This is a genomic window from Marinimicrobium sp. (assembly GCF_002695945.1).
GTDB classification, from domain to species: Bacteria; Pseudomonadota; Gammaproteobacteria; order Pseudomonadales; family Cellvibrionaceae; genus Marinimicrobium; species Marinimicrobium koreense.
In genome coordinates, this window is the sequence record NZ_NZQP01000044.1 from 22,974 (window position 1) to 47,144 (window position 24,171).

Annotated in this window: 18 protein-coding genes, 2 tRNA genes and 1 pseudogene; 15 read left to right on the forward strand and 6 right to left on the reverse strand. The window is 59.7% G+C overall.

Annotated elements, in window-relative coordinates; genetic code table 11:
* Nucleotides 1–886 precede the first annotated feature (886 nt).
* Nucleotides 887–2,449, forward strand: coding sequence for a DNA recombination protein RmuC (locus CMG77_RS10080; RefSeq protein WP_286904341.1), 1,563 nt, complete (start codon nucleotides 887–889; stop codon nucleotides 2,447–2,449).
* A gap of 76 nt (nucleotides 2,450–2,525) precedes the next feature.
* Nucleotides 2,526–2,990: pseudogene (locus CMG77_RS15900) on the forward strand (DUF2489 domain-containing protein).
* A 17-nt stretch (nucleotides 2,991–3,007) separates the two neighbouring features.
* Here CMG77_RS15900 and trmA read toward each other — a convergent pair.
* Both trmA and CMG77_RS10090 read right to left on the reverse strand, forming a co-directional pair.
* The gene (gene trmA / locus CMG77_RS10085) at nucleotides 3,008–4,243 is read right to left on the reverse strand and encodes a tRNA (uridine(54)-C5)-methyltransferase TrmA (protein WP_502691837.1); all 1,236 of its coding nucleotides are present in this window, start codon (nucleotides 4,241–4,243) and stop codon (nucleotides 3,008–3,010) included.
* 708 nt (nucleotides 4,244–4,951) lie between these two features.
* Nucleotides 4,952–6,502 carry a two-component system sensor histidine kinase NtrB gene (locus CMG77_RS10090; RefSeq protein WP_502691838.1) on the reverse strand — a complete coding sequence of 517 codons (1,551 nt, stop codon included), beginning with the start codon at nucleotides 6,500–6,502 and terminating at the stop codon, nucleotides 4,952–4,954.
* 268 nt (nucleotides 6,503–6,770) lie between these two features.
* Here CMG77_RS10090 and CMG77_RS10095 point away from each other — a divergent pair.
* From CMG77_RS10095 to pepN, 9 genes are all read left to right on the forward strand, one after another.
* Nucleotides 6,771–6,846 (forward strand) — tRNA-Val (locus tag CMG77_RS10095).
* A 34-nt stretch (nucleotides 6,847–6,880) separates the two neighbouring features.
* Nucleotides 6,881–6,957 (forward strand) — tRNA-Asp (locus CMG77_RS10100).
* Nucleotides 6,958–7,562: 605 nt separating this feature from the next.
* Nucleotides 7,563–8,903 (forward strand): hypothetical protein, encoded by a 1,341-nt coding sequence (locus CMG77_RS10105; protein ID WP_286804591.1) that lies wholly within the window; start codon nucleotides 7,563–7,565, stop codon nucleotides 8,901–8,903.
* Between the two features lie 71 nt (nucleotides 8,904–8,974).
* The gene (locus CMG77_RS10110; RefSeq protein WP_286804590.1) at nucleotides 8,975–10,114 is read left to right on the forward strand and encodes a cyclic nucleotide-binding domain-containing protein; all 1,140 of its coding nucleotides are present in this window, start codon (nucleotides 8,975–8,977) and stop codon (nucleotides 10,112–10,114) included.
* A 122-nt stretch (nucleotides 10,115–10,236) separates the two neighbouring features.
* On the forward strand, nucleotides 10,237–11,133 hold the full coding sequence (locus CMG77_RS10115; RefSeq protein ID WP_024460033.1) for an NAD(+) kinase: 897 nt from the start codon (nucleotides 10,237–10,239) through the stop codon (nucleotides 11,131–11,133).
* Between the two features lie 7 nt (nucleotides 11,134–11,140).
* The gene (locus tag CMG77_RS10120; RefSeq protein ID WP_286804589.1) at nucleotides 11,141–12,133 is read left to right on the forward strand and encodes a metallophosphoesterase; all 993 of its coding nucleotides are present in this window, start codon (nucleotides 11,141–11,143) and stop codon (nucleotides 12,131–12,133) included.
* A 167-nt stretch (nucleotides 12,134–12,300) separates the two neighbouring features.
* A complete protein-coding gene (locus CMG77_RS10125) occupies nucleotides 12,301–13,149 on the forward strand; it encodes a rhomboid family intramembrane serine protease (protein WP_286876407.1) in 849 nt (282 codons plus the stop codon).
* Between the two features lie 40 nt (nucleotides 13,150–13,189).
* Complete coding sequence (locus CMG77_RS10130; RefSeq protein ID WP_286876406.1) at nucleotides 13,190–13,450, forward strand: YeaC family protein; 261 nt, start codon at nucleotides 13,190–13,192, stop codon at nucleotides 13,448–13,450.
* Nucleotides 13,451–13,807: 357 nt separating this feature from the next.
* On the forward strand, nucleotides 13,808–16,489 hold the full coding sequence (pepN, locus tag CMG77_RS10135) for an aminopeptidase N (protein WP_286804299.1): 2,682 nt from the start codon (nucleotides 13,808–13,810) through the stop codon (nucleotides 16,487–16,489).
* A 224-nt stretch (nucleotides 16,490–16,713) separates the two neighbouring features.
* On the opposite strand, the gene CMG77_RS10140 is transcribed toward pepN, so the two are convergent.
* Together CMG77_RS10140 and CMG77_RS10145 are read right to left on the reverse strand one after the other, a co-directional pair.
* A complete protein-coding gene (locus tag CMG77_RS10140) occupies nucleotides 16,714–17,436 on the reverse strand; it encodes a UDP-2,3-diacylglucosamine diphosphatase (protein ID WP_286804298.1) in 723 nt (240 codons plus the stop codon).
* Between the two features lie 9 nt (nucleotides 17,437–17,445).
* A complete protein-coding gene (locus tag CMG77_RS10145; protein WP_123637266.1) occupies nucleotides 17,446–17,955 on the reverse strand; it encodes a peptidylprolyl isomerase in 510 nt (169 codons plus the stop codon).
* 147 nt (nucleotides 17,956–18,102) lie between these two features.
* On the opposite strand from CMG77_RS10145, the gene tmk reads away from it, so the two are divergent.
* Nucleotides 18,103–18,720 carry a dTMP kinase gene (gene tmk / locus CMG77_RS10150; protein WP_024460040.1) on the forward strand — a complete coding sequence of 206 codons (618 nt, stop codon included), beginning with the start codon at nucleotides 18,103–18,105 and terminating at the stop codon, nucleotides 18,718–18,720.
* Nucleotides 18,721–18,822: 102 nt separating this feature from the next.
* Here tmk and traF read toward each other — a convergent pair whose 3' ends face one another.
* Together traF and CMG77_RS10160 are read right to left on the reverse strand one after the other, a co-directional pair.
* On the reverse strand, nucleotides 18,823–20,052 hold the full coding sequence (traF, locus tag CMG77_RS10155) for a conjugal transfer protein TraF (protein WP_286804297.1): 1,230 nt from the start codon (nucleotides 20,050–20,052) through the stop codon (nucleotides 18,823–18,825).
* Nucleotides 20,053–20,208: 156 nt separating this feature from the next.
* Complete coding sequence (locus tag CMG77_RS10160) at nucleotides 20,209–20,832, reverse strand: RluA family pseudouridine synthase (protein WP_286804296.1); 624 nt, start codon at nucleotides 20,830–20,832, stop codon at nucleotides 20,209–20,211.
* Nucleotides 20,833–21,167: 335 nt separating this feature from the next.
* Here CMG77_RS10160 and CMG77_RS10165 point away from each other — a divergent pair, with 335 nt between their 5' ends.
* From CMG77_RS10165 to CMG77_RS10175, 3 genes are all read left to right on the forward strand, one after another.
* Nucleotides 21,168–22,181, forward strand: coding sequence for a DNA polymerase III subunit delta' (locus CMG77_RS10165; RefSeq protein WP_286804295.1), 1,014 nt, complete (start codon nucleotides 21,168–21,170; stop codon nucleotides 22,179–22,181).
* 390 nt (nucleotides 22,182–22,571) lie between these two features.
* The gene (locus CMG77_RS10170) at nucleotides 22,572–22,922 is read left to right on the forward strand and encodes a PilZ domain-containing protein (RefSeq protein WP_024460045.1); all 351 of its coding nucleotides are present in this window, start codon (nucleotides 22,572–22,574) and stop codon (nucleotides 22,920–22,922) included.
* A gap of 232 nt (nucleotides 22,923–23,154) precedes the next feature.
* Complete coding sequence (locus tag CMG77_RS10175; RefSeq protein WP_286804294.1) at nucleotides 23,155–23,934, forward strand: TatD family hydrolase; 780 nt, start codon at nucleotides 23,155–23,157, stop codon at nucleotides 23,932–23,934.
* Nucleotides 23,935–24,171 lie beyond the last annotated feature (237 nt).

Sequence of the window (24,171 nt, forward strand, 5' to 3'; positions counted from 1 at the left end):
GCGACCTNGGGNCCGACNACNGCCTGCAACTCCTGCTTNAGGAGCGGAAAATGCGTGCAGGCAAGCACCAGAGTATCCATTTCCGGAGCGCGCGGATGGCTCAGCATGGGTGACAGCAGGTCCTGAAGCTGTGCNANGGAAGGCGTCTGNCCGCGCAGGTGCGCCTCGGCCAGCCGGACCAGCTCGGAGCTTCCCAANGAAATGACCGTGCNGTCGGCGGCAAANTGCTGGATCAGGTCNCGTGTATAGGNGCGGGCAACCGTCCCCGGNGTGGCGAGCAAGCCNATGACTCTGGGNGCGCGATTGATGGGCNGCNGGCTTGATCGCGGGNACCACGCCCACGATCGGCTCGCGAAAGTGNGCCCGGATGTGCGGCAGGGCCAGGGTGCTGGCACTGTTGCAGGCCACGACCACNACATCGGGNCGGCTGTGCTCGATCAGCCGGTGCAGGACCCGATCGACCCGCNCAANNAGGACCTCTTCGCTTTTCGTACCGTAGGGAAAGGCGGCATTATCCGACGCATAGCTCACCGANCAGTGCGGAAGCAGTNGCTGAATGTCCGCCATAATACTCAGGCCGCCCACCCCGGAGTCGAATACCANCAGGCGAGGNGGGGNNTCAGCGGGCATNGTACAGGTCCGTGGTCATTGGCTTCACAGTCGTTCTTGTGCTCCTGGAGTGNCTATNGTTACAAACGGTCGTTNCGAANGGTCGNTACGACCGGTGGNCGCGCGGTGGNNCCAGCTCCGGCGAATGTGTCGTGGGCAGGGCCGGTCAGGCTTGGTAGAATCGCCGCGACGATTGTATTTTGCCCCCCGGTTCTGCACAAGGGAACCGACCAGATAACGGGAACGATCTTTGCCTCTGACCAATGTGACTTTACTGATGGCCGCCGCGGGTGGCCTGCTGAGCNGNCTGATACTGACNGTNCTNTTCTACCACTGGCGNCTCAAGGANGCCGTNGCGGCCCGCACNCGGGAGTTGGAGCAGACCCTTCAGCAGGCGCANAGTGACTGGGCGCTGGAGCAGGCCGANCATCGCCACGAGCGNGACCGNCTGGAGCGGCAGTGNCTGGATCTGCGCCGGCGCGAAGACGAGTTACGCCAGCAGTGGCAGGANAGTCAGCANCAGCATGAGCAAACCCGNCAGCGCCTGAACACNGCNCAGCAGGAGCTGGCNGCNGCCCGGGANAANCTCGAGTACCTGGGNGAGGCCCAGCGGGANTTGCGNCAACGGGANCAGGCGCTTGCCGAGGCNCGACGGCAGGCGACCGAGNTGGAAACNCGGCTCGGNCAGGANCGGGAGCAGTTTGAAGCCCAGNTNGNNCTCNTGCAGGATGCCAAAAAGCAACTGACCAGNGAATTCGAAAATCTGGCCAACCGGATNTTTGAAAGTAAGCANNAGCAGTTCTCCCACAGCAGNAAATCCCTGCTGGAAACCGCCATCGATCCNCTGAAAACCCANCTNACGGACTTCCGCCGNAAAGTGGAGGACGTGTACGAAAAAGAAAACGCTGAGCGNAACAAACTCGCCGGCCANATTGANCAGTTGCACCGNCAGGCATTGAAAATTGGTGAGGATGCCGTCAACCTGACCCAGGCGCTNAAAGGNAATACCAAGTCCCAGGGCAATTGGGGCGAGGTGGTGTTGGAGCGGCTGCTGGAACAGTCCGGGCTGCAGAAAGGCCGGGAGTATGAAACCCAGGTCAGCTACGCGAGTGCGGATGGCGGGCGCCGCACNCCGGATGTCATNGTGCGCTTACCGGANAACAAGGACATCATCATCGATGCCAAGGTTTCGCTGGTGGANTATGAGAANTANTGCAACAGCGATGATCAGGACGAGCGCGACCGATTTCTCGGGCAACACATTCAGTCACTACGCAACCATATCCGTGGCTTGAGCGTAAAAGACTACGAGCAGCTCGANGGTGTTCGGGCGCTGGATTTCGTGTTCATCTTTGTCCCGATCGAAGCCGCCTTCATGCTCGCGCTTCAGCAGGACCCGAAACTGTACAGTGACGCCTACGACAAACACATCATTCTGGCCAGNCCGACCACNTTGCTGGCCATTCTACGCACCGTCGAAAACATCTGGCGGTACGAAAAGCAGAACAAGAATGCCGAACGCATTGCCAGGGATGCCGGNGCNCTGCACGATCAGTTTGTGCTGCTGNTGGATGCGNTGGATACCNTGGGCAATCACATCGGTAAGACCCAGGAGGCGTTCGATACCGCGCGNAAACGNCTGGCGACGGGTAAAGGNAACCTGTTGCGTCGGGTCGACAACATTCGCCGGTTGGGCGCCAAAACCAAAAAGAGCATCGCTCGGGACAAGCTGGAAGAGGCGGATGAGTCCGAGACTCTANTGGACGTTGATGAGCCANTGGACGCCGATGAGGCGCTGGAGGATGGGGCNGNGCGGGAAGACGAAAAAGCCACGNATTGAGCCNGTGCGGACGCGTCGAGCCGCCGATCGTAAATCTGAATTGTCTGAATTGATAGTTGACTGAAAGGATCAAACCATGAGCAGTACCTGGATNATTCTGAGCATNGTCGGAGCCGTCATTATTGTCGCTNTGGCCGTTGTGGCNGGCATNCTGCANTACAAGGTGCACAANCTGAACCAGGCCCGCAAAGCCCAGGANTCGGCNCTGCAGGCCGAGAGCGACGCCCAGCGNGAACGCATCAACAAAAGCATNCAGGTNATCGCNCACGCNGTCGGNTCCGACGATATTACCCTGACCGANGCNAGCATCCGGATCAGNGTNTTGCTGGACAGNCTNGGNNTNGAGGATGAAGTGCGGGANGAATTCTCAGCCTTNTACGANCTGAAAGGNGCGACNGAGCANATCCCNTTCCTGGATGCCTGGAANGCGCTCAGCAAAAAAGAAAAATTCCGTTATGACCGGGAGCGCACNACTCAGGANCAGTTCCACGANAAAGCNGTGGTGGACGCCGCCAAACGCATCCGCGGCCGCAACTTCTGATTGATTCACCGTTTCAATCATCGCTTGCGCAGTACCACCCCGCACTCNAGGTGATGGGTGTANGGGAACTGATCAAACACCGCAAAATGTTCGATACGATGGGTCTGGGTCATNGTGTCCAGGTTGTGCTTTAACGTATCCGGGTTGCACGACACATACAGAATATTNTCNAACCGNTGGGTAATGCGGGTGGTGTGNGGGTCNAGCCCCGCCCGGGGCGGATCGACAAAAATGGTGCTGAACNCGTAGCTGTCCAGNTCCACNTGGCGCAACCGGCGAAACGGCCGGACCTTGTCCAGCGCCTGGGCAAAATCCTCNCTGGACATCCGCACCAGGGTGACATTGTCCACNCCGTTNAGGCGCTGATTGTANTCGGCNGAGGCCAGCGAACTTTTGGCCAGCTCGGTNGCCAGNACNTGGCGGAAGTTCTGGGCCAGNGGNAGCGTNAANTTGCCNTTCCCNCAGTACAGCTCNAGCAGATCNCCNCCNAAAGACCGGCTGTGNTCCACGGCCCAGGTCAGCATTTTTTCGCANACGCGACCNTTNGGNTGNGTGAATCCGGTTTCTACCTGTTGATACTGGAAAACCTTATCGGCCACCTGCAGGCGCTCAACCACAAAGTCCCGGTCCATCACCACTTTCTGTTTCCGGCTTCGACCAATCAGGTCCACGCCCAGCTGTTTTTTCAGGGCCCGGGCGGCCTCNTCCCANGCTTCATCCAGACGCTTGTGGTAGAGCAGGGTGATCAGNGCTTCACCGGACAGGGTGGTCAGAAACTCCACCTGAAACAGCTTCAGCCGCAGTATGGGGTCGGCATTGATGGCGGCCAGCAGTTCGGGCATCAACCGATTGATCTGTTCGGAGGCGACGGGAAAGTCATCGATCAAAAACGGNTTTTTGTATTCCCCCGGCTGATACATGGCGTAGTTCACNTGGCCATCNTCCTGCCACATCTTGAACTCGGCNCGNAGCCGGTAGTGCTTTTCCGGGGAGCTGAANACGTCAATNTCGGGCAGGTNGAAGCGCGCAAAATCCTCTTTCAGTCGCGCCACTTTCTGGTTCANTTGGGCGTCGTACTGATCGGGGAATACTTGATGAATGGCCATAACGTCGGGTCTGTGTGAAANGCGGGGGCATCCGCCCCGGAAAAAGGGCGGATTGTANCAGTTCAGNNGCGGTTTTTCAGGGCGCTTGGCACTCACCCCAATCACAGACGATAAAGCTCTGGCTCTGCTGNCCGCAGTAGATGCCATAGGCTTCNTGNGGCCNCTCNTTGGCNATCACCNCCAGTTCGGCGTTCGGACAGGTNTTCGCCATGCGCCGCTCGATTTCCCGGTANCTGCGNCCNGGNGCGAGNTTGCGNGGNATNTCNAGGGCNAGGGTGGGCACCTCACTCAGGGCGACCGGCCGTTCGGCATCCGCCANCAGGGCGTCCCGCACCAGAATGTCCCGCTCGGAGTCGGGCGTCAGGTAAGGGCGTTCGGTCAGNGTNGGCTCCAGCTCATCCAGGCGGCGCTNGCAGACAATNCGNTGGTTGTTGGCGCTGCGCTCGTTCAGTCGCAGCTCCTGCACCGCCCGGCCCCGATGCTCGTGCCGGAATCGCACCGCCGANAGNGCCAGGGCATGGCCGGCATAGTCGCGGGTTTCNCCNGCCAGCTCCCGGTTCANTTGAGTGTCGGCNCCGGCGAGCAGGTCGCCATGGGTCTCCATCCAGATGGTGCGCAAGTCCTGNGCGTATATCTTCAACTCCGGGCTNACNGCNGCGCACTCGGANAGTAGCCCTTCGNTGTAGATTGCNTCNGTCAGGAGNGCGCGGGCCATCTCGTTGCGCTCNNCCTCGGAAGGCGGTACCACTTTGGGTCCGGCGCAGGCGGTAAGNAACAGGGCAAGTGCNGCCANCAAAGCGGGAATCACGGATCGGCCAGTGGTNNNCGCNGGTGACCGGGTTGGANGTGTTCGAATCATAAGGAAGACCCCGAAGAAAGCGANTGAGATGNNCGATGATGTTCGGTGCGNTCNGCCAGGGGCAGGCGAATGGTAAAGCAGGTCCCCTCNTCGGGCATNGAGTCCACTTCAATGGTNCCCGAGTGGTGNTCGGTGATGATGAAGTAGGAGACCGACAATCCAAGCCCCGTGCCCTGACCGACCTCNTTGGTGGTGAAAAAGGGTTCAAAAATGTGGCGGCGCANATCCTCGGACATGCCCGGCCCGTTGTCCTCAATCTGCAGAACCGCNGCGCCGCGTTCNAGGTAGGCGCGCAGNTGAATGACCGGCGCNGTGCNCTGTGCCTCGTCGCNCTCATCNCTCTGGAACGCCTGNACGGCATTGCGCAGCAAATTCAGAATCACCTGCTGGATTTCCGCCGCGGAGCCCACCACCGGTGGCAGGTCCGGAGCCAGCTCGGTAATGATGTCCGGGCGCCGATGCCCCTGGCTGCTTTGCAGGTTGAGGGTGTTATCGCTCAACTCCAGCGTGTGTTGGACGATGCGCACCAGGTCGAACTGCTCATGAGCCCGGTTATTGCCGCGGGAGAACTCCAGCATGTTGCTGACAATGTGCATGGATCGCTCGCCGGCCTCGCGGATATCCTCCAGAAAGTGGAATACCCGGCGCTTGTTCAGATACTGGTGAAGCTGTTCCAGCTCGACCCCCAGCTCCCGGGCCACTTTGTGGTTCTGCTGAAGCTCAAGCGAGGTGCGCCGCTGAATGTTCTGTACGCCGTGCAGTACGGTGCTCAGGGGGTTGTTGATTTCGTGCGCCATACCAGCGGCCAGCTCGCCAAGCGACATCATTTTTTCGTTCTGGATCATCATGTTTTCAATGCGCACGCGCATGGTGATGTCATCCAGCCGGATGACCGCTCCGATCGCCTGAACCGCGATCAGCGGGTAGATGCTCAGGTCCGTATAGCGCGCGTTGCTGCCCTGGCCCTCCTGAATGTTTTCATTCACGAAGGGCACGCCGCTTTCGATGGTGCGGGTGATCGTTTCCATGGAAATGGGCAGGGCAGGGTACACCTCGGTCAGTGGTCGCCCCAGCGCCTGCTCCGGATTCAGGCCGGTTTCCAGTTCCGCCGCGCTGTTCCAGTGGGTCACGGTTCCGTCAGGGGTGACACCGATCAGCACCGACGGCATCGCATTGATGATGCTGTGGAGGTAGTCCTGGGTTTCCCGCAACAGAATCTCGGTGGCCTGGTGGTGGGCGACTTCGTCCTGCAACTGTTGATTGGTCTGATTCAGGCTCTCGGTGCGCTCAGCGATGCGGGCCTCAAGCTCCACCTTGTTCTGGCGCAGGGCATTGCGCGCCCGCTTGTTGTTCAGCCGGCTGCGCTGCAGCCCGATGATCAGCAGCGTCTGAAACACCAGCAGCAACCCGATCACCGCCCACAACAGCGCGGCCGGCCACGCGGCCTCCTCCTGAGCCCAGACCGCTGGCGACCAGACCAGCCACAGACCCAGCCAGAGGAATCGAAAACCGTGTTTCAGCTGGCACGCGTTCAAAGGCGATATCACTCAAGTTGTTATCGGTGGTGACAAACAAGCATTCTAACCCCCCAACGACCTAACTTCTAACGAACTGCATCAAAATTCGGCGCCAAATCTTGAACGGGGAATACATCGCTGGGGAAAGGCGGTTTATAAGGGGCTGGAAAAGGCCAATCGCGGGCCGCAAAATGATCAAAAAATGCCCAACAATCAATATCTTGGCTTTTTTATCAATAATTCCCCAAAAGTGTTTGACACCGGTTCGGATTTCGGTAGAATGCGCAGCCCATGGCGAGGGTGGTTAGCTCAGTTGGTAGAGCGGCGCCCTTACAAGGCGTAGGTCACAGGTTCGACTCCTGTACCACCCACCACTTCGTTAAGTGCGTTCCCTTGCCATGACAGCGCGGACCGGTAGTTCAGTTGGTTAGAATGCCGGCCTGTCACGCCGGAGGTCGCGGGTTCGAGTCCCGTCCGGTCCGCCATACATACGAAAACGGCCCACACGAAAGTGTGGGCCGTTTTCGTATGTATCGTGGAATGTGATGGGCGAGAACCCGCGCTCCGGGTTCGACAAAACGGCAGGACAGCCGTTTTGCACAGCCGAAGGCTGCCCGAAGGGTGGGCGCCATGGATGGCGCCCATGAGTCCCGTCCGGTCCGCGCAGCGCAAAGCGCTGCCAAAGAGTGAATCCCGTTCGGGAACTCAATACACCCCCAAACCCGCCCCAAAAAAAATCCCCACAATCACGAAACTGTCACACCCCGATCGTACTCTAACCCTGACGGATCGGCGCATGGAAAGGACTCCACCATTGAACAGGCGCCGCGAACGAAAGAGGATACGATTGTGGAAGACTACGTAGAAGACCTGCTGGACTACAGCTTTGACTACACCGATGATGACGGTGCAGAAGACTATTCCGACCTTTAATCCCTCCCTCATCGAGCCCGTCCGGGCCGATTAATCTGCCGACCACATCACAGAGTCATTGCCAATTGGCGGGCATAATGCGCCTGTCAACTTGAGTGTTGGCGGATTTTGACGTTAACTGTCAGTAGTGTCCCTGTCATCGATGCCCGGTTTGCCTATGGCCCATTCCAACTCGGAACACACCGAAGCGGTGTTCTTTTTCTCTGGTGATCAGGTTGCCCGGGAGATGCTTTACACCGAGTTCGAGGCAATACTGGACGGTTTTGTGCCGGTGCCCGACTACGCGGGCCAGACCGCCAAAGCCGCCTATCTGACCATCAACCCCCAGCTACAGATCAGTGCCCTGGTATTCTTCGTCATCGCCTTCGATGGCCGGGGGATGGTGGATAATCGCTGGAATCTGCCGCTGCAGCAGTTGGTCGAGCAGGCCTCCCGCGGGCCGGATCTCGGTGCCGGGCCGATTCGTCTGGTGTGCTTCAGCCAGTGTCCAGTGGCCTGGCAGCAGCAGTATCTGTGGGACCCGCAGATGGAGCCGGGGCGAAACAGTTTTGTCTTGCTGCGTAAATCCGTGGCCCGCAATCGCCTGGGCTTGGTGAAATACGAACCGGAGCCGGAGGAAACGAAGGACGAGGAGTCCATCGCGCCCCGTGAAGCCCAGAAACTCAGAAAGGCACTGCACGAGCACTACTCCCAGGAGATGCGCGACCGCCTGGCCCGGATGCTCAAGGAGCAGCGGCTTCGTATCACCACACTGAATAATCGTCATGCGCGCAAAATTGATGGGCTCAATCAGGAACACCAGCAGCGGCTGCAGGCCTATCGGGACAAGGTTCGCCAATTGCAGGAGCAAAATGGCGAGCTGACCCAGCGCCTGGAGACGTTGAAAGAGAACTTTGATGCCCAGGTCCAGAAAATCGAGGGTATGCGGGAGTATTTCAGCCACAAGCTCAAGGCCGCCCACGCAGATGAAAACCTGCAGCTTCAGACGCTGCAGGAAAACTATGAGATGGAGCTTGAAGCCCGTGTTCAGAACGCTACCGCCGAGCTGGAAGAGCGCCTGGGGATGCGCGAAATGGAGCTGTTCTACCGCCATCAGCAGGAAAATAACTTCAAAGAGGAAATTGCCCGCCTGCGCCAGGAAAACCAGAGCCTGCTGGAGCAGGGCGGCGGGCAGTTGCTCGACCGGCTGGATCGGGCCGGCATCAGCTTTGTGGCGTTCCATCCGGGAGTCGGTCAGCTTACCGTGCCCGCCAGCGAAATGGCCGCGTACCTCGACGATCCGGATACCTTTGCGGCCCGGGCCGCCGGTGTGGTGCCGGCGCTGTACAAGGAGTGGCTGGCGCACTCCCGAGAGCCGGTCTGTACCGCCAAAGATGACGCCGGCCACCGCTGTGGCAAGGCCGTGGCCCAGGTCGCCCGCCCGGCGGACTTTCATCCCGGCGAAAGCGATCGCTGTGCAGCACACCAGATGGTGGTGGGTCAGCGCTTGGCACAGTAGGGAAAACGGCGCACAATAACGCTCAATTCCACTCGCTCAGCGAATCATGCGAAATCGGTAAGGAATGACCTATGCTGTCATCGCAGCCTCAGACGCCGACCTCCGATCCGGCTTTTGATCTCTCTCTGACCCGCACCCTGGTGCCGCTCAAAGACATGAGCGAAAGCCACCTCCGGGACCTGCTCTCACACAGCCAGGCGGAAGTGGTATTTGCCGGGCAAACCCTGTTTCGTGCCGGAGAATACGACCGTCAGCACCTCTATCTGCTGCACGGTGATATCCTCTTGACCGACCGGCAGGGCGCGGAAACCCGCATCAAGGGGCGTTCCACCCTCATGCCGCTGGCCCACCAGCAGCCCCGGCCGGTGACGGCGGTTGCCGAGACAGACTGCAGTATCCTGCGCATCGACAGCGAGCGCCTGGACCAACTGCTGACCTGGAGCCAGGTATCGGACTACCTGCAACTGAACATCTCCCGCGAGCGGGATTTGGACGAAGACATCGAGTGGATGACCACGGTGTTGCGCTCCAACCTGTTCTTCAAGGTTCCGCCGCTGAATGTCGAGCAGATCTTCTACCGCTTGAAACCCCGGGTGGTCCATACCGGTGAAACCATCATCCGCCAGGGTGAAATCGGTGACTGTTGTTATTTCATCAAGGAAGGGGAGGCGGAGGTTCATCGTCACGGCGAAGGAGGCTGGACGCACCTGGCTGACATCGGCCCGGGACGCTGCTTCGGGGAAGACGCTCTGGTGAACGATGCCCCGCGTAACGCCCGGGTCCGTATGCTCAGCGACGGCGTGCTGATGGTGCTGGACAAGCAGGATTTCTACCGGCTGCTCAAGGCCCCTGAGGTCCCCACGGTACCGCTGGCCACCTTGCCCGAGGCACGCGCTCGAGGCGCTGTTTTGGTGGATACCCGAAGCGAAGAGGAGTACAGCGCGCAACACCTTTCCCAGGCGGTCAATATCCCTCTGAGCCTGCTGGCCATCAAATCCCGTCTGCTGGCCGAGGATGTGGAATACCTGTGCTACTGCGACACCGGTCGCCGTAGCCGGGCGACGGCCCACCTGCTGCGTCAACAGGGGTATCGCGCCCAGGCCCTCAATGACGCTCCCGCACTGTTTGGCGACCCTCAATGGGCGGAACAGTTCGAAGACCCGGCCCCTTATGTGTTAAAAGAGGGCAGGGCGTGTCGGGAACCCATCTGAAGCGCTGAGCGGCACCACTCGGCAGCCCCGCGAGCCCTCCCGAGTCCATCGAGTGCTCAACTGTGGCGCACCCATGTGGCGCCCAAATACCAATAACAGATCATCGCGACGAGAGAATCCGAATGTCCGAATTCACCACCATCGGCCTGATAGTGCGCCGCAACAGCGATCGGGCACTGTATTCCCTGAAGCGCCTGATCCGCTTCCTGCAGAGTCGGGGGCGGGCTTTTGTGCTCGAGCAGGAAACCGCCGAGCACCTGCCGGATCAGGAGTTGGTCAAGGATGCGACCCACACCGTCTCCCTGGAAGTGCTGGGTGCCCACTGCGATCTGGTGATCGTGGTCGGTGGCGACGGCAGCATGCTCAGCGGCGCGCGGGCACTGGTTGAAAGCGGCGTTCCCTTGCTGGGAGTCAACCGGGGTCGTCTGGGCTTCCTGACCGATATCACCCCGGAAGATATTGAAGAGAAAGTGGGCGAAGTGCTCGCCGGTGAGTACGTTGAAGAACAGCGCTTTCTGCTGGATATGAGCGTCTATCACCGGGGCCAGTTGGTCAGCGCCGGGGATGCCCTCAATGATGTGGTGCTGCACCCGGGCGAGTTTATCCGGATGTTGGAGTTCGAGCTCTATGTGGATGGCCACTTCGTCACCAGCCAGCGCTCCGACGGCATGATCGTCTCCACACCCACCGGCTCCACTGCCTATGCGTTGAGCGGCGGCGGCCCCATTCTGCACCCGCGCCTGGACGCCATTGGCCTGGTGCCCATGAACCCGCACACGCTCAGCAGCCGACCGATGGTGGTGCCCGGAGACAGCGAAATCAAAATTCTGGTTGGTGAGCACAACAACACCAACCCTCAGGTCACCTGTGACGGTCAGATACACTTTATGACCCATCCGGGCGATGAAGTGCTGATTCGCAAGAAACCGCAACTGCTCAAATTGATTCACCCGGTCAACCACAACTTCTACGAACGCTGTCGCTCCAAACTGGGGTGGGGTGGACACTTGCTGGATTGAGGTATCAATGGGGTCAGAGTCGTTTGATGCAGGTTTATCGGGAGATTGGCAGGGCTATGATGTAATCGGCGACGTGCATGGCTGCGCCGAGACCCTCGAGCGGCTTTTGCACAAGCTTGGCTACCGGCAAGGCCCAAGCGGCTACTACCATCACACCCGCCAGGCGATTTTCGTCGGCGATATCATTGATCGAGGGCCGAGAATCCGCGAGGCGCTCCAGTTGGTGCGCGCCATGGTGACCGCCGGCGCCGCTCGCATGGTATTGGGCAATCACGAGTTCAACGCGCTGGCCTACTGTACGCCCAAAGCCGGATCCGCTGGGGAGGCCCCGGCCGACTACCTGCGCCCCCACACGCCCCGCAACACCCGACAACTGGCCGAAACCCTGGAGCAGTTTGCCGACTACCCGGAGGAGTGGAACCACTACCTGGAATGGTTCCGCCGCCTGCCGCTGTTTCTCGAGTGGCCGGAGTTCCGGGTGGTACACGCCTGTTGGGACGCCGAGTTGATCGCCCGCCACCGGGCCCGCTTTGGTGATGGCCGGTTCGATGACGCTTTTCTGCAGGAAACCGCCATTCCGGGCAGCGACGCCGCGCGCATCAAACAGCGCCTCACCAGCGGTGTCGACCTGCCTTTGCCCAAAGGCATGACCATTGTTTCCAGCGACGGGGTCGAGCGAACCCATTTTCGGACCAAATTCTGGGCGCCGGACGCGCAGACCTACGAAGAGCTGTTATTCCAGCCCGATCCGCTCCCGGTGGGTTTCGGTCAGCAGCGGATCAGCCCCGAGCACCGGCAACAGATGGTAACCTATGGCGCGGATGAAAAGCCCGTATTCGTCGGCCACTACTGGCTCAAAGGCCACCCGGAACCGATAGCATCCAACATTGGCTGCCTGGACTACAGCGCGGTCAAGTTCGGCCGACTGGTGGCCTACCGTTTCGACGGAGAAACGCAACTGAACCCCGAAAAATTTGTCTGGGCCTACGTCGACCCCTAATAGATTATTTGATGTCCACCTGGATATTTGCGTAGGGCGGATCGGTCCGACGATTCGGAGCGAAGCGCATCCGCCGTTACAGAGTTTCACGTACACCGAATAGTCTGCGTAGGGCGGATAAGCGAAGCGCATCCGCCGTAACCAAACTTCAACCAACGAGACCCCAAGTGACCTGGATCCCCGTCAAACAACTCCCCCTGACCCGCGACCTGACCGAACTCAGCCGCTTTCTCCACCAGAGAGGCCTGATCCACCGCATCACCGACGAAGGCAGCCACCAACAGATCTGGGTCCAGGATCCGGCTCTGGTAGACCCACTGGCGGACCTCACCGAACGATGGTTGCAGGGCGAGCTGGAGCTCCCCACCGACGACTCACCACGTCGCGAGGTGCCCACCGGCCCCGGCCCCCGACAGTTCCCGGTTACCGTCGCGCTGCTGTTACTCAGCGCCGCCGGTGCCCTGATTGGTATGAATATCCTCGGCGGCGCCCTGATTCCCTGGTTGACCTTCCAGCCACTGAGCCTGACCGGCGCCGGCCCGGAATTTGGCAGCTGGGGCGAGGCCATGGCCCGGGGTGAACTCTGGCGCCTGCTGACCCCCGCATTTCTGCACTTCAGCGCCTTCCACATCCTGTTCAACGGCCTCTGGATCTGGGAACTGGGCCGTCGCCTGGAGGCGGTATTGGGAGTCGGTCATTACCTGCTGTTTTTCGTCGGCACCGCCGTTGCTGCCAACCTGGCCCAGTTTGCCAGCGGCCCGTCGGTCTTTGGCGGCATGTCGGGCGTCGTCTACGCCCTGATCGGATTCATCTGGATGCGCCAGAAGTTTAGCCCCCACCCGATACTGGCGGTCCCGCCGGGCATCATCGGCTTTATGCTGGTCTGGCTGGTGATCTGCTTCACCGGCATCGTCGACCGCTTCATCGGCGGCTCCATCGCCAACGGCGCCCACCTCGGCGGCCTCCTGGCCGGCATGGCCTGGGGCATCCTGACCAGCAAAACTCAGGCGCGATGATTTGTTATACTCATCCAATACCCGAACACAGAGCGATCCCATGAACTACCAAGACCTGCTCAATTCACTGACCCCGGAAATCTATGACAACCTAAAACGCGCGGTGGAACTGGGCAAATGGCCCGACGGCCGGGTGGTAACGCCGGAACAACGCCAGCATTGCATGGAGGCGGTCATCGCCTACGAACACAAACATCTACCCCCGGAGCAACACACCGGCTACATCCCACCCAAGCCCCACACCCACTGCGGCGGCGAAGGCGAGGTGGCCGAGGCTGATCAGCCGCTAAAGTGGAAGTGACGCTTTTATTTTCTCTTGTGGGATAAGTTGTAGTCCGGCCGGATACGGGGTAGACCGTTCGGAGACCCGCCGTGAATACATCCCTGTAGGCTTCTCATCGGCATCCATGCCTCAGAGAGTCTCCGAACGGTCTACCCCGCCTCCGGCCTCCAAGCTATCGTAAGCCCGTGAGGCACCCACGGTTTCGACAACGTGCAGAGGGACGGTTCAGGGTGTATGGTTCCCAGACCGTAGAGCGGGGGACCCGCGATCCGAGCCTACAGGGACGTATGTACGGCGTGTCTGGGAACCATACACCCTGAACCGGCCCGGTCCCTGAATTTCGGCACCCCACGCTTAAAAAATTTGGAGTTATTTATGTCCGCACGCGACGCACAACCGAAAGCCATTCAGTTGAAAGACTACCGGCCGCCGGAATACCTTATTGACCGCACCGAACTGCACTTCGACCTCGGCGCCGACAAAACCCGCGTCACCAGCACACTGACACTGCGCCGAAACCCCGACGTCACCCCAACCGGCAAAGGCCTGACCCTGCACGGCCAGGAAATCGAACTCGTCTCCGTGGCCGTCGACGGTCGCGCACTCAGCGACAATGACTACCGCCTCGACGACGAAACCCTGACCCTGCTCGACGCCCCCGAACAATTTGAGTTGACCACCGTCGGCGACATCGACCCCAAAAACAACACCTCCCTTGAAGGGCTCTACCGCTCCAAAACCATGTACTGCACTCAGTGCGAAGCCGAAGGCTTCCGCAAGATTACCTGGTACCTGGATCGCCCCGACGTGATGAGCGAATTTTTTACCACCGTGGTGGCCGACGAAAAACAGTTCCCGGTGTTGCTCTCCAACGGCAATCTGATCGAGCAGGGCAGTGCAGACAAAGGCCGCCACTTTGCCACCTGGCACGATCCACACAAAAAGCCGGCCTACCTGTTTGCGCTGGTGGCGGGTAACCTCGAGCACATCGAAGACACCTTTACCACGATGTCCGGTCGCGAAGTGACGCTGAAGATTTTTGTCGAAGCAAAAGACCTCGACAAATGCGGCCACGCCATGACGTCCCTTAAGAACGCCATGCGTTGGGACGAAGAGCAGTACGGACGGGAATACGATCTGGATATTTTCATGATCGTTGCCGTAGACGATTTCAACATGGGCGCTATGGAGAATAAAGGCCTCAATATCTTCAACACCGCCTGCGTATTGGCCAAACCGGAAACCACCACCGACGCCGGTTTTCAGCGCGTTGAAGGCGTCGTCGCCCACGAGTATTTTCACAACTGGTCCGGCAACCGCGTCACCTGCCGGGACTGGTTTCAGTTGAGTCTGAAAGAAGGCTTTACTGTCTATCGGGATGCGACTTTCTCAGCGGACATGGGTTCGCCCACGGTCAAACGGGTGGAAGATGTGTCCATGCTGCGCACCCTGCAATTCGCCGAGGACGCCGGGCCCATGGCGCACCCGGTGCGGCCGGATTCCTACATCGAAATTTCCAACTTCTACACCCTGACCATTTACGAGAAGGGCAACGAAGTGGTGCGCATGCTGGCCAACCTGTTGGGGCCGGAGCTGTTCCGCAAAGGCACGGATCTGTACTTCGAGCGCCATGATGGCCAGGCGGTTACTACCGAGGATTTTGTGGCGGCGATGGAAGCCGTATCCGGTCGCGACCTGACCCAGTTCAAACGCTGGTACGATCAGGCGGGCACACCCAAGCTGACTGTGACCGACCGTTGGGATGAAGACGCCGGGGAATACCACCTGACCATTGCCCAGAGTTGCCCGCCCACGCCCGGGCAGCCGGAGAAGCAGCCCTTTCACATTCCGGTGGCCATGGGGTTGTTGGGCAGTGCCGGTTCACTGCCGCTCAAAATCAAGGGGCAGGCTCCCAACCCGGAGACCGACGACAACACCCACACCGTGTTGGAACTGACGGAAGCCGAGCACACCTTTGTGTTCGAGGAACTGCCGGAGAAACCGGTGCCGTCCCTGCTGCGCGGTTTTTCCGCACCGGTGAAGTTGCATTATGACTATTCCCGCGATGACCTGATGCGCCTGATGAGTGGCGACAGCGACGGTTTCTGCCGCTGGGATGCCAGTCAGCAATTGGCCATTGAGGTGATCGAGGACGTGATGATCGCCTATCAGAAGGGCGAAGACCTGAGTGGTATCACCATCGATGAGCGCTTGATCGAGGCCAACCGCCTGTTGTTGCAGGATGATTCACTGGATAAAGCCATGGTGGCCTTGATGCTCAGCCTGCCCTCCGAGGCTTACCTGGGTGAACAACGGGACGAGATTCAGGTGGAGGCCATTCACCACAGCCGGGCCGCGGTCAAACGCGCGCTGGCCGAGGCGCTCAAACCCGAGCTGACCCAGATTTACCGCACCTACGATCACGGCAAACCTTACCGGCCCACGGCGGATGATATTGCCGAACGCAGTCTGAAAAATGCTGCGCTCAGCTATCTGATGACCCTGAACGAACCGGAGATGATCGAGGCCTGCGAGCAACAGTACCGCCAGGCGAACAATATGACCGACGCGATCGCCGCGGTTGGCGAGCTGGTCAATAGTCTGGCATCGGGTGCTGAAACGGTTCGGGAACAGGTATTGGAGGACTTTTACCGAACCTGGAAGGACGAGCCGTTGGTGGTGGATCAATGGTTGCGGGTACAGGCGACCAGCAGTCGGCCCAATACGCTGGATGTGGTACGTAAACTGGAACAGCATCCGGCGTTCGAGCCGAACAACCCAAACAAGATCCGGGCGCTGGTGGGGGCGTTTACCAACGCCAACCCGATCAACTTCCACCGTGCCGACGGGGCAGGGTATCGCTTTCTGGGGGATCAGATTCTGCGCCTGAACAGCGTCAATCCGCAGATCGCCGCACGGTTGGTGACGCCCTTTACCCGCTGGAAGCGGTATCCGAAGGCGCTGCAGGAATTGATGCACGCCGAGTTGGAGCGCATCAAGGCCGAACCGAAGTTGTCCAAGGATGTGTACGAGGTGGTGAGTAAGAGTTTGGTGTGATGGTGGTGCGGCAAACGGCGGATGCGCGCTCCGAGCTTATCCGCCCTACGGATCGCATGGCAGTTCCCGTAATAATGGTGGGTGCGCCCCAAAAGATACCACGGAGGTTTTTTGCGCAACACCGGTGAATGTATCCAAACGGATACCACCGCAGGTCGCGTAGGGCGGATAAGGCCGAAGGCCGCATCCGCCGTTACCCAAATATCAGCCGTCACCTGACGCTATTACAGCTCCCAAGACTCCAACTGCAACACCCCCGGCTGCGCCACCAGACACCACCCCCGCTCGTGCCAATCCCCCAACACAATCCGCTCCCCCGGCTGGCCATTCAGGTCCAGCGGATGGCGGGCCGGCCGATGGGTGTGGCCATGAATCAAAAGGTCTGTCCGCTCCTTGCGCATGGCTTTTTCCACCTCTCGAGGGGTCACATCCATGATGTCCTGCGCTTTGTTGCTGTTCATGCTCTGGCTTTGCGAGCGCATATGGGCCGCCAGCTCTCGGCGCTTGTCCAGAGGTAAGGAGAGCACCTCTGCCTGCCATTGTGGCGAGCGCACCCGGCGGCGGAACGCCATATACTCAGCATCCCGGGTACACAGGCTGTCGCCGTGCATCAGCAAGGCGGGGCGCCCGTACAGATTGATGACGCTCGGGTCTGGCAACAACTCCGCACCGCAGGCGCGGGCGAATTCGTTGCCAATCAGAAAGTCCCGGTTACCGTGCATCAGGTAGATGCGCGTTCCGGACTCGGTCAGCGCGCTCAGTGCCTGAGCAACCGCCGTCGACAGCTCGCTTCTGTCGTCGTCGCCAATCCAGGCATCAAAAAAATCACCGAGAATATAAAGCGCCTCCACGCCCTGGGCCCGGTCCCGCAGGAAGCGGAAAAAGCCTTCGGTAACGGTGGGTTGGCGCTCATTCAAATGCAGATCGGAAATAAACAACCGCGTCATGGGGAGAACTTACTCGCTGACGGTCGCTTTCTCGATCAAAACCGGTTCAACCGGAACGTCCTGATGCCCGGCCTTGCTACCAGTCGGTACCGCCTTGATCTTGTTCACCACATCCATGCCTTCCACAACCTTACCAAACACGCAGTAGCCCCAGCCCTGCATGGACTTGTCGCGGTGATTCAGGAAAGTGTTGTCCTGTACGTTAATGAAGAACTGGGAGGAGGCACTGTGCGGGTCGTTAGTGCGCGCCATGGCGACACTGCCCACAGCATTGCCCAGGCCGTTGTCGGCTTCGTTCTCAATCGGCGCGCGCGTGGCCTTTTGCTGCATGTCGGGCGTCATGCCGCCGCCCTGAATCATGAAGTTGCTGATCACGCGGTGAAAGATGGTGCCATCGAAAAATCCGTCCTGCGCGTACTGGGCAAAGTTGGCCGCGGTTTTGGGCGCTTTTTCGTGGTTCAGTTCAATGGTGATATCGCCGTGCGAAGTGTGCAGAGTGACCTTGGACGCGGTGCTCATAATGGAACCCTTATGTTAGGACTAAAAGCCGGCATCTTACCACAAGGTCGCGCGCGCAGAGGGAGCAATGCGAAGATGATCCCCGTTCAACCATGGTAAACTCCATCCCTGAAATGCCATCCAATAACCACAGGAACCCATCACCCCGTGACCCCAGGCCGCTTTATTACCGTGGAAGGCACCGAAGGTGTCGGCAAGAGCACTAACCTCAACTTCATCCAACAGTGGCTGGAGGGGCAGGGCCATCGTGTGCTGGTCACCCGTGAACCGGGTGGCACGCCCCTGGCGGAAGAGTTACGCAGCCTGCTGCTGGCCCCCCGTGACGAGACCGTCGACCCAATGGCGGAATTGCTGATGGTGTTCGCGGCCCGGGCCCAACACCTGGAACAGGTGATCAAGCCGGCGCTGGCGGCCGGCACCTGGGTACTGTGCGATCGCTTCACGGACTCGACCTACGCCTATCAGGGCGGCGGTCGGGGCTTTGATCAGAGTGTCATCGCCCAGTTGGAAACCCTGGTGCAGGGCGAGCTGCGCCCGGACCTGACGGTCATTCTGGATATTGATGTTGAGAAAGGCCTGGCGCGCGCCAGTCAGCGCAGTGTGCCGGATCGGTTTGAGGGAGAAGCGGTGGCGTTTTTCGAGCGGGTGAGGGCGGTGTACCACGAATTGGCCGCCCGAGCACCGAACCGCTACGCGGTGGTCGATGCCGGACAACCCCTAGAGCAGGTCCAGCAGGCCATCAAACAGGTCTTAATCAGCCTGTAGGTCACAGGATCGTCGGATTACGCTTCGCTAATCCGACCTACATGGTCGGCGTTCCCGTAGGTCGGATTAGCGAAGCGTAATCCGACACATCAACTGCCTATTTTAGAACCGCAGGCCCAACTGCATGGAAGCACCGGCGGTATTGCCATCACCGGTAAAGCCGGCAATATCCACATTCACCACGTTGAAGGGCGAGAAGCCGATACCCACCGATACGGTATCTTCCACGTTATCTTCCAGATCACGCTGGAAGCCCACCCGCAACTGTGCCCAATCAAAGGCATTCAGCTCGGCGCCAGCGCGGACGAACTGAGTCTCCTGTCCGGTGGCGAAGTTGGGGCTGGTATTCAGGTCAGCAGCCACCTCGGCAGTAAACCAGCTACCCTCGTAACCGACAGCGGTAGTGGCACGCGGCTTAATTTCCAGCGTGTCGCCGGGCACAATGGTCTCGTACTCATTGCTGATCAGGTTTGATACCGTCAGGGCGTAGCGCATGTCACCGCACAGGTAGGTGGCACCGAGATCGATGTTCACATCATCGGTTTCCACGGTGTACTCATCACCGTCGAAATCGTCTTCCTCAAAATCGTCCACGGTAGCGGAGTACACAAAGGTCATCACGTGCATCCACTTGGGCGTGGCACCCAGCAGCAGGCGGGAATCCTCACCGGTCTGCAGGCTCTTGGCCATCGCCAGGCCAACTTCGGAAACGGCCGCACCCCGTCCTACACCATAAGACTGCAGTCCTGCTGGATCAAAGTTGGTTTCGCCAACCGCGTCGCGGATATATTGGTAGTCTTCTTCGTTGACTACTGTCTGAACAGCGGCCTCAATGCGGGTCTTGCCGACCACGGAGAGTGACAGAAGATCATTGGGCAGGGCCAGAACAAAGCTGCCACCGGCACCAATATTGGCGGTCTTGTCCGCGATATTCTCCAGGCGACGAATGGCTTCTTCGGCTTCTTCTTCGATCAGCTGACTCGCTTCCTGCTCCGATGCCAGCGGGTCATTGGGGTCAAAACCACCAATTTCGTCGAAATAGTCGTAGGCGGTTTTCTCTTCCAGCTCATCCAGGTAATCTGCCAGATCCTCCAGGCCATCGATCAGGTCGTCTTCATCTTCACCCAACACACCGCCGTTGAAAACCAGACCAAAATCGTCCTGCTCATCAAATTTGGCACCCAGGCTGGGGTTGTACACCACGCCGTCGGCGTAACCACCGGTGGCGTAACCCGCGCCGGACATGCCGGTCAGGCGACCGTTATAGTAATCACCGGCAACAGCGGCACCAGAAGCGGCCATCAAGGCCATGCTGAGAAGCGTTTTTTTCATTTTAAAAACCTGTGAAGGGAGAACTGGGTGAAACGTAAAAAAATGTTAGTGATTAAATTGTGGCCCATTATATAAGCAGGTGCAATAACCCATTTGGGTGTTATTAGAAAATGGTCTTGATTTTGCCTTGGGGAGAAGCTTTGGCAATAACACCGGCTAAAAAACCGGCGGTGACTCACAGTGCACGGGTGAACCGGTCTGCGGATGGGTAAATTCAATCGTGGTGGCGTGCAGCAGCAGGCGGTCCGACGCGGCAAGGTATGCCGGCGTGGCGTAAAGATTATCCCCCAGAATGGGATGCCCCAGTGCCTGCATATGCACCCGAAGCTGATGCGACCGTCCCGTGACCGGCTCCAGCGCCACCCGCGTGGCATCCGCGTTACGCTGCAGAACCCGATAGCGAGTCAACGCCGCCTTACCGTCAGTATAGTCAACTTTCTGTCGGGGTCGATTCGGCCAATCACAGATCAACGGCAAATCCACCTCACCCGCCTCATCCGCCATGACCCCGCCAACCACCGCCGTATAACACTTATGCACCAAACGCTGCTCAAACTGCCGCGCCAAATGCTTCTGCGCCTCATACCCCAACGGAATCAACACCAACCCCGACGTCGCCTGATCCAGCCGATGCACAATCCGGGCATTGGGGTAGGGCACCAACAACCGGTTGATCAGACAATCCTGCTTCTCCGGCCCACGCCCCGGCACCGTCAACAACCCAGCGGGTTTATTGACCACCAACAGCGTATCATCGGCATAGACAATCTCAGGAAGCACAACCGTCCCCAGTTCAAAAAGTCGGCATTGTACCCCGTTGGTGGCATGACAGTAGATCCATGTATCGGGTCAGCCCCCATTGGTCGGCGGGTGCGCGCTTCGCGCTTACCACGCCCTACGCGCTGCATTAGAAAATGGCACTGAGGTCCGTGGAGGGGAAGCCCTTTCAAGACCGTAAGCGGCGGGAATCCGCGCGTCGAGCCCCCAGGGATGGGTTCACGGCGTGTCTTGAAAGGGCTTCCCCTCCATGGGCCGGACGTGATGGAGCAACCGCTGGGCAACCACCAACCCGAACGCGTACAATACCGCCAAACTTCAACCGAAACCGACGCCCCATGTCCGAACACTTCCCGGCCCTGCCATACCCCTGGCAAAAAGAACCCTGGCAACGCCTCAACCGCCAAATCAGCGAAGGCCAACTGCCCCACGCCCTCATGTTCGCTGGCCCCCCAGGCATCGGCAAAGCCCACCTGGCCACCGCACTCGCCCAGCGGCTCCTGTGCCAGACACCCCAGCAAGACACCGCCTGCGGCAAATGCCACAGCTGCGGCCTGCTCAAAGCCCAGACCCACCCCGACCTCACCGTTCTGCAACCGGAAGAGCCGGGCAAAGCCATCAAAATCGACGTCATCCGCGAACTCACCCAGACCCTGGGCACCACCGCCCAACAGGGCGGCTACAAAGTCGTCATCCTCGAGCCGGCCGAAGCCATGAACGCCAACTCCGCCAACGCCCTGCTCAAAACCCTGGAAGAGCCTGCTGACGACACCGTGCTGATCCTCATCAGCCATACCCCCAGCGCCGTGCTGCCCACCATCCGCAGCCGCTGCCAACTGCGCAGCTTCGCCATCCCGCCCCAGGCCCAGGTCCTGAACTGGCTCAACCCCCTGGTCTCCGGCAGCGGCTTCGAACCCGAAGCCCTGCTCGAACTGGGCCGAGGCGCACCCCTGCACGCCCTGGCCCTACTCGAAGGCGACGCCCTGGAACAACGCCGCCAGCGCGAAAAAGACTTCATCAGACTCTGCGACCAGCAGCTCACCGCAATCCAACTTGCTGACCAATGGCAAAAAGGCGACGTCGGCGAAGCCATCGAATGGCTCCTGATATGGCTCTACGACCTGGCCCGCTGGCAGGCCGGCGCCGACGTATCCACCTTCAAACCGCTGCCGGATCACCTCCAACACCAATTCCAGCGCATCCCACCCGCGCTCCTGCACCGGTACCTGGAAAAGCTCCTGACCGTCAAAAGCCAGTGGCTCAGCGGCGCCAACCCCAACAAACAGCTACTATTGGAAGAGTTGTTGCTCGATTGGGGTGTCGTGATGCGGCAGGCGATGAAGGCGGCGTAGAGTTTGGGTTACGGCGGATGGGTCACGATCGGTTACGGCGGATGCGCTTCGCTTATCCGCCCTACACGACCTGCCGTAGTATGCGTAGGGCGGATAAGCGCGAAGCGCGCATCCGCCGTAACCAACCCCAACCAGCGCGACGTATGGCACTGAGGGCTGCGGAGGGGGTGAACCTTTCCAAGACCGTAAGCGGAGGGACTCCGCGCGTCGAGCCCCCCATGGACGCCCCACACGGATGTGGGAAGTGTCCCGAAGCGCCGGGAGCGCGAAGGGGCCCGGGTTTACGGCGTGTCTTGGAAAGGTTCACCTCCTTCGCGGCCCGGGCTTTATTCTGGACACCCGGACCCGAATCCATTACTGTTTCACCAAAATCCAACACCGGAGCAGAGTATGCACGCACTTGGCGGTGCCCGAAACGGGATACTTTCTCTCACCATCAAAGACAAAGCCGTGCTCTACGCGGCCTACATGCCCTTCGTCAAAAACGGCGGCCTGTTCATCCCCACCGGCAAAAGCTACAAACTGGGCGATGAAGTCTTCATGCTCCTCAACCTCATGGACGAACCCGAAAAAATCCCCGTCGCAGGCAAAGTCGTCTGGGTCACCCCAAAAGGCGCCCAAGGCAACCGCGCCGCCGGCATAGGTGTCCAATTCAGCGACCAGGACAACACCGCCGTTAACAAAATCGAAACCTACCTTGCCGGCTCCCTCGAGTCCGAGCGGCCGACGCATACCATGTAGTTTGAATGTGGCACTGAGGTCCGTGGAGGGAAATGCCTTTCAAGACCGTAAGCGGCGGGACTCCGCGCGTCGAGCCCCCAGGGATGGGTTTACGGCGTGTCTTGAAAGGCATTTCCCTCCACGGACCGGACGCAACCAAAATCGCTTTAATTAACCGGCACGACATACCCACCCCTGGTATGCGACAATTCCCGCCCGATCGCCCATTCACCCGAACTCACGACCGACTGCAATGCTGACCGACTCCCACTGCCACCTCGACCGCATCGACCTCAAACCCTACAACGGCGACCTCAACGCCGCCCTCGACGCCGCCCGCGAGCGGGGCATCCGGCAATTCCTGTGCATCGGCGTCAGCCTCGAAAACCGCGAAACCGTCGTCGACATCGCCCGCCAATACCCCGACGTCTACGCCTCCGTCGGCGTCCACCCCTGCGACGTCGAATCCGGCACCGCCACCGTCGAACAGCTGGTAGAGTGGGGCGGGGCACCCGAAGTCATCGGCCTGGGCGAAACCGGGCTCGACTACCACTATGCCGAGCAGACCAAAGAACTCCAACAGGAAAGCTTCGCCCTGCACCTCAAAGCCGGTGCCCAGGCAGGACTGCCCATCATCGTCCACACCCGCGAAGCCCGGGAAGACACCCTGGCCCTGATCCGCGAACACGGCAGCACCGAACACGCCGGCGTCCTCCACTGCTTCACCGAAACCTGGGACATGGCCAGCCAGGCCCTCGACCTCGGCTACTACATATCCCTATCCGGCATCGTCACCTTCAACAGCGCCAAAGCCCTGCGCGAAGTGGCCAAACAGATCCCCCTCGACCGCCTGTTGGTCGAAACCGACTCCCCATACCTGGCGCCCGTCCCGCACCGGGGAAAATCCAACGAGCCCCAATACGTACGCGAAGTGGCAGAGTTTGTCGCCGATCTTCGGGGAATACCCGTAGAACAGCTCGCGGAGCAGACCACCGAGAATTTCCATCGGTTGTTTCCGAAATCCCGGGATTAGGCAACGGCGGATGCGACCGATGTGTGGCACTGAGGTCCGGCAAGGGGACACCCTTTAAAGACCGTAAGCGGCGGGATTCCGCGCGTCGAGCCCCCAGGGATGGGTTCACGGCGTGTCTTTAAAGGGTGTCCCCTTGCCGGACCGGGCGTGACTGCCAATCAAAGTCCGAGGCTCGAACAATGCGGCACGGCATGCGTGCCCTACGTTATAATGCCGCCACAAAAACCAACCGGAGAC

Excerpts from the sequence above, each read along its gene's own strand:
- CMG77_RS10105 (WP_286804591.1), top strand. The coding sequence starts at position 7,563 with ATGGCCCATTCCAACTCGGAACACACCGAAGCGGTGTTCTTTTTCTCT.
- CMG77_RS10110 (WP_286804590.1), top strand. The coding sequence starts at position 8,975 with ATGCTGTCATCGCAGCCTCAGACGCCGACCTCCGATCCGGCTTTTGAT.
- CMG77_RS10115 (WP_024460033.1), top strand. The coding sequence starts at position 10,237 with ATGTCCGAATTCACCACCATCGGCCTGATAGTGCGCCGCAACAGCGAT.
- CMG77_RS10120 (WP_286804589.1), top strand. The coding sequence starts at position 11,141 with ATGGGGTCAGAGTCGTTTGATGCAGGTTTATCGGGAGATTGGCAGGGC.
- CMG77_RS10130 (WP_286876406.1), top strand. The coding sequence starts at position 13,190 with ATGAACTACCAAGACCTGCTCAATTCACTGACCCCGGAAATCTATGAC.
- pepN (WP_286804299.1), top strand. The coding sequence starts at position 13,808 with ATGTCCGCACGCGACGCACAACCGAAAGCCATTCAGTTGAAAGACTAC.
- CMG77_RS10140 (WP_286804298.1), bottom strand. The coding sequence starts at position 17,436 with ATGACGCGGTTGTTTATTTCCGATCTGCATTTGAATGAGCGCCAACCC.
- CMG77_RS10145 (WP_123637266.1), bottom strand. The coding sequence starts at position 17,955 with ATGAGCACCGCGTCCAAGGTCACTCTGCACACTTCGCACGGCGATATC.
- traF (WP_286804297.1), bottom strand. The coding sequence starts at position 20,052 with ATGAAAAAAACGCTTCTCAGCATGGCCTTGATGGCCGCTTCTGGTGCC.
- CMG77_RS10165 (WP_286804295.1), top strand. The coding sequence starts at position 21,168 with ATGTCCGAACACTTCCCGGCCCTGCCATACCCCTGGCAAAAAGAACCC.
- CMG77_RS10170 (WP_024460045.1), top strand. The coding sequence starts at position 22,572 with ATGCACGCACTTGGCGGTGCCCGAAACGGGATACTTTCTCTCACCATC.
- CMG77_RS10175 (WP_286804294.1), top strand. The coding sequence starts at position 23,155 with ATGCTGACCGACTCCCACTGCCACCTCGACCGCATCGACCTCAAACCC.